Genomic DNA, 4988 nt, shown 5'->3' on the forward strand with positions numbered 1-4988 from the left:
ATCTCATTTACTAGTCTGTTTATGTCGGCAAGTTCTTTGTTTTCGCTCTTTGCGCGATCCAAATTTGAAAAAATTTCTTTTATGACATTTTCTTTACGAACGAGCTCGCTTTGTGATGAGGCGATTTGCTTTTCACGCTCGCTTAAGTCTTTTTGTAGTTTTGCCAGATCGCTTTGGCTAAGGACGTATTTTACGACGACGGCGCCGATGATGAGCATAAAAACAAACATCAGCCCAGCCATCAGGTCCGCATACGATATCCAAAAGGTCTGGTCGCCGCTTTTGCCCTCGTTACGCGTTTTCATCTAGCATACTCGCCTTTTCGATGGTTTGCAGGACCTCGTTTGCTTCTCTATCAAGCTCACTGATGTCTTGCTTTAGCCCTTCAATGAGCGCGCTATTATCGTCATAAACTTCGCCGGCTTCGGCATCAAAGGCCTTTTTAAACGCCTGCACGCCCTCGATTAGGCTCTCTTTAAAGCCCTCCATCGCGAGCTTTTGTTTTTCTAAGATTTCGCCGCTAAATTTAGAAAGCGATTCGCTAAAAATTTTGATGTTATACTCTAGCTCGCCCACACTCTTTTCGAGCCTTGCCATGCGCTCGCCGCCCACGTCGTAGAGGCGGTTATACTGCTCGGCAAATTTTAGCTGCATATCTTTGATATTGCCGTTAAATTTATTGATAACGTTTAAAATTTCGGTGTGAACCTTGATCAGATCTTTTTGATCTTTTGAGGATTTTAGTAGCGTATTCATCGTTTGCTTGATGTGCTCGCCGCTTAGTTTGACAGCCTCTTCCTCGTTTTTCAAGATATTTGTAAAAGTTTTAAATTTAGCCTCGATAGTCTTATCCAGCTCCTCAAAGAACTCGGCGTTACTAACGTGCTCAAATATCACTCCGATCTTCTCAAAGTGCCTTAAATTCTCTTGCAAATATCTTCTATCAAGCTCCTCTTTCGTCCAGAAAAAGTCGCTCGTAGCGTTTTTCTGTCTTCGCACTAGCGTTTCAAATTTGCTCGTTCCGTATTTTTCAAAAAATATCCACCAAAGCGCTAGAAAAATACCGTAAATAGAGACGTAAAACGCAGTCGCCACGCCGCTAAGAAGGGTTGAAATTTCAGCCTCAAGCTCCATTGTGTTTGATGAATTAAACTCCGGCATAGAAATTGCAATACTGATAAACGTTCCTAAAATACCCAGCATCGGAAAGATGCCAGCGCCCACAGAAGCAAAATTTTCGTTACGTAAATTTCTAGTGTAGTAGGTAACAAATTCATCAAAACCTGCGTTTGACTTCGTATCTTTGCCGATAACCAAAAGATGCTTGATGATGTATTCTTTTAAATTTCGCTTAAAATCAACCCCGCTTTGCTCGAAATAGCAGCAAGCAAGCTCGGCGCTATTTTTAGCAAAGATTAGAGAGATCACCCAAATAACGCCCATCATAACGACCGTGTGTAGGCCGATCTGGAAATTTATATATCCAAAATACCCAAGAAGCGCGACGAGATATATCGCCGTCGGCAAAAATACGATTTTCGCATATACGAAAAATGACCGCCTGCTTTTTACTTCAGGCAGCGCCAAATCGGTGAAATTATCGCTTCTCGCTTCTTTTTTGGGTTCCATCGTGAGCCTTAATTTCTATTTAAGCAGTTTAAATCTTCAAACGCGGTTAGCAAGCGCTTTACCATCGACTCCTCGCCGCTTCGTAGCCATTTGCGCGGATCGTAGTATTTTTTGTTCGGTTTATCGTCGCCTTCAGGGTTGCCGATTTGACCTTGTAGATAGGCTCTGTTTTTTAGCTCGTACGCTCTCACGCCGTCCCAAAACGCCCACTGCGTATCCGTGTCGATGTTCATTTTTACCACGCCGTAGCTGACGGCATCTTTGATATCCTTTAGCTCGCCACCACTACCGCCGTGAAAGACGAAATTTACGGGTTTATCGGTTAGGGTTTGAAATTTATCCGCAACGTATGCTTGCGAGTTTTTCAAAATTTCCGGTCGAAGCACGACGTTGCCAGGCTTATACACGCCGTGAACGTTACCAAAGCTGGCCGCTATGCTAAATCTATCGCTGATTTTACTTAGTCGCTCATATGCCCGCGCGACGTCTTCTGGCTGAGTGTACAAAAGCGCGTTATCAACGCCCGTATTATCCACGCCGTCCTCTTCGCCGCCGGTTACGCCAAGCTCGATCTCTAGGCTGATGCCAAGCTCGCTAAGCTCTTTTAGATACTTCTCGCAAGTGCTTAAATTTTCTTCCAAGCTCTCTTCGCTAAGATCAAGCATATGCGAGCTAAAAAGCGGCACGCCGTGAGCCTTTTTGTATTCGCGGCTAAATTTAACCAACTCGTCGATCCACGGCAGTAGCTTTCTAGCCGCATGATCGGTGTGTAGGATCACGGGCACGCCGTAAGCCTTAGCTAGCAGGTGCACGTGCTGCGCGCCCGCTACCGCACCTAGTACGTCGGCATTTCCGCAAGCTTTGCCGGCGTAAAAACCCGCTCCGCCGTTACTAAACTGGATGATAACGGGTGAGTTAGCCGTTTTTGCCGCCTCTAAAACGGCATTTACCGAGTCGCTTCCGACCACGTTTACCGCAGGCAAGGCAAAACCCTGCTCCTTTGCGTATTTATACAGCCTAGTTACGTCATCGCCGCTTAAAACGCCGGCTTTTACTACGTCTAAAACACCCATTTTATCGACCTTATTTATATTCTACTTTAGCTTTTGCGCGAAGCTCGTCGCCTCTTTTTCTGATGTCGTTTCTAAATTTCTCCATCTTTATGTTGCCCTCGATTTGAGGTTTAACCTCGTTTAGACCTACGGTGCCGGCAGCCTTGCTATCCTCTTTTAGGATTACGTGATAGCCGAAATTTGATTTAACAGGTTTTTGAGTTACTTCGCCTTTTTTAAGCGCAAATGCAGCGTCCGCGAAAGGTTTTACCATTTGAGATTGGCCAAACCAACCTAGTTCGCCGCCGTTAGCCGCAGAGCCTTGATCGGTAGATTTAGATTTTGCTAGCTCTTCGAATTTTTTAACCAGCTCGTCGCCTTTTAGACCTTTTAGCGCAGCTATTATGTCGTTTGCGTCTTTTTCAGTAGCCACTAGGATATGTTTGGCTCTTACTTGTGCAGGCACGGCAAATTCGGCTTTATTTTTGTTATAAAAGTCGCTGATTTCGCCTTCGCTAACTTTGATATTATCGAAAATTCTCTTCATCCAAAGATCAAGCGCGAGGTTGTTTTTTAGCTCTTCAAGCGCAGCTTTGTATTCGTCGCTCTTCTCTAGTCCGCTCTTTTTAGCCTCGTCTAGAAGTAGTTTTCTGTTGATAGTTTCGTCGATCACTTTTTTTTGAGTGTCTTTAGGTAGTTGCTCTAGTGTTACGCCAGGCATAGCAGCAAGCGTGAAAGCTACGTCTTTATCGGTTATGGCAGTTCCGTTTACGGTGGCGTACTCCGCCGCGTTTAGGCTTAGAGCCGCAGCCAAACTAAGAGATGCGAATAAAATTTTATTCATCTTTGTTCCTTAAATTTAGATTTTTGCGAGGGTGATTATAGCAGGAAAGTCATTAAATATAAGTTATAATTCATCGAAAATTTAAATAAAAACGGCTAAAATCGGCGTCATGAGAACAAAAAAAGATATAAACGCTATCAAAAATTTATTTTTAGAAAATTTCAAAGACGCGGGCAGCGAGCTTAGATTTCAGAACCTCTACGAGCTGCTCGTTTGCGTGATGCTAAGCGCGCAGTGCACCGATAAGCGCGTAAATTTGATCACGCCTTCGCTTTTTGAGGCATACCCGGACGTCGCGAGCCTGGCGCAGGCAAATCTAGCCAGCGTAAAAGCGCTCATCAGCTCCTGTAGCTTTTTTAACAACAAGGCCGAAAATTTGATCAAAATGGCAAAGAGCGTGATGAGCGAATTTGACGGCGAGATACCAACGACCGAAAAAGAGCTGATGAGTCTAGCCGGCGTAGGCCAAAAGACCGCGCACGTCGTGCTGATCGAGCATTTTGGATCAAATTTGATGGCGGTAGATACGCACGTCTTTCGCGTGGCGCATAGGCTTGGCCTTAGCCAGGGCAAGACGCCAGAAGCCGTCGAGCTTGATCTAACCAAAGCCTTTAAAACGCAGCTAGATACGCTTCATCAAGCGATGGTGCTTTTTGGCCGCTACACCTGTAAAGCAATCAAGCCAAACTGCAAAGAGTGCTTTTTAAACGAGCTGTGCAGCAGCAAGGATAAGAAATTTCCTTAATCGCCGAAAAAATTTTTCTTTGAAAGATACGGGTATTGCAGCTGCGACGAGCCGTCTTCGTCTATCAAATTTAACGCCTCGCCGAATGTGCCTTGCTCTACAAGCTCGCTATTTAAAATCGTATGCTTTGAAATAGCTTCGATAAAGCACTCAAAATCACTCCGTGAAATGAAATGCCCGCCGAGGACAAATATCGGTTCCGAAGTTTTACGATCGTAAAATTTAATACTACTTTTATCGGCAATCGTCCACTCTTTTCTTACGACAAATTTAATGTCAGCGTATAAAAACTCTAAATTTTTACTATTTTTCTGCACAACAATGCTATTTTCCGTCAAAAACACTTTATCTATGCGAAATATCGCAAACGCCTCAAGCAAAAAGATAAAAACAGCGATTCCGAAAATAATAAAATAAAGAGTCTTGACCTCGAAAACAAGGTCATCAGCAGTCGCAATCGCATAAAAAACCAAAGCGGCACAAGGCAAAAATATGATTATTATTGAGATTAAATTATTTTTGGCGTATCTTGCGTCCAAACGAAAAATGTAGTTATCTTTTTGCAAATTTGTCCTTAAAATTTTAAAAATGCCTTTGGCTAAATAAAATTTTTAACATTTTCAAGATGCAGGTCTAGGCGAGTAAAATTTGAAGCCGAATTTACAAATTTGGTAAAGTTGGCCTCAAATTTGGATTTAGAAACGACGAGGCGAAGTAT

At 43.5% G+C, this 4988-nt stretch carries 5 protein-coding genes and 1 pseudogene; 1 reads left to right on the plus strand and 5 read right to left on the minus strand.

The window, feature by feature from the left end:
- The 4 genes and pseudogenes from Q0338_RS05795 to Q0338_RS05810 all read right to left on the minus strand — a co-directional run.
- Positions 1–305: pseudogene (locus tag Q0338_RS05795) on the minus strand (chemotaxis protein MotB); the annotation flags it as partial.
- Positions 292–1629, minus strand: coding sequence for a MotA/TolQ/ExbB proton channel family protein (locus Q0338_RS05800; RefSeq protein ID WP_298085930.1), 1338 nt, complete (start codon positions 1627–1629; stop codon positions 292–294). The pseudogene Q0338_RS05795 and the gene Q0338_RS05800, both read right to left, overlap by 14 nt.
- An 8-nt stretch (positions 1630–1637) precedes the next feature.
- Positions 1638–2702 carry a class II fructose-bisphosphate aldolase gene (gene fbaA / locus Q0338_RS05805; RefSeq protein ID WP_298085931.1) on the minus strand — a complete coding sequence of 355 codons (1065 nt, stop codon included), beginning with the start codon at positions 2700–2702 and terminating at the stop codon, positions 1638–1640.
- 10 nt (positions 2703–2712) lie between these two features.
- A complete protein-coding gene (locus Q0338_RS05810) occupies positions 2713–3525 on the minus strand; it encodes a peptidyl-prolyl cis-trans isomerase (protein ID WP_298085932.1) in 813 nt (270 codons plus the stop codon).
- 109 nt (positions 3526–3634) lie between these two features.
- Here Q0338_RS05810 and nth point away from each other — a divergent pair, with 109 nt between their 5' ends.
- Positions 3635–4270, plus strand: a complete 636-nt coding sequence (gene nth, locus Q0338_RS05815) for an endonuclease III (protein WP_298085933.1) — start codon at positions 3635–3637, stop codon at positions 4268–4270.
- On the opposite strand, the gene Q0338_RS05820 is transcribed toward nth, so the two are convergent.
- Entirely contained in the window at positions 4267–4836 is a 570-nt protein-coding gene (locus Q0338_RS05820; RefSeq protein WP_298085934.1) for a hypothetical protein, read from the minus strand. The genes nth and Q0338_RS05820 overlap by 4 nt on opposite strands.
- Positions 4837–4988 lie beyond the last annotated feature (152 nt).

This window comes from uncultured Campylobacter sp. (assembly GCF_938018145.1).
In the GTDB taxonomy this organism is placed as follows: Bacteria; Campylobacterota; Campylobacteria; order Campylobacterales; family Campylobacteraceae; genus Campylobacter_A.

Excerpts from the sequence above, each read along its gene's own strand:
- Q0338_RS05800 (WP_298085930.1), bottom strand. The coding sequence starts at position 1,629 with ATGGAACCCAAAAAAGAAGCGAGAAGCGATAATTTCACCGATTTGGCG.
- fbaA (WP_298085931.1), bottom strand. The coding sequence starts at position 2,702 with ATGGGTGTTTTAGACGTAGTAAAAGCCGGCGTTTTAAGCGGCGATGAC.
- Q0338_RS05810 (WP_298085932.1), bottom strand. The coding sequence starts at position 3,525 with ATGAATAAAATTTTATTCGCATCTCTTAGTTTGGCTGCGGCTCTAAGC.
- nth (WP_298085933.1), top strand. The coding sequence starts at position 3,635 with ATGAGAACAAAAAAAGATATAAACGCTATCAAAAATTTATTTTTAGAA.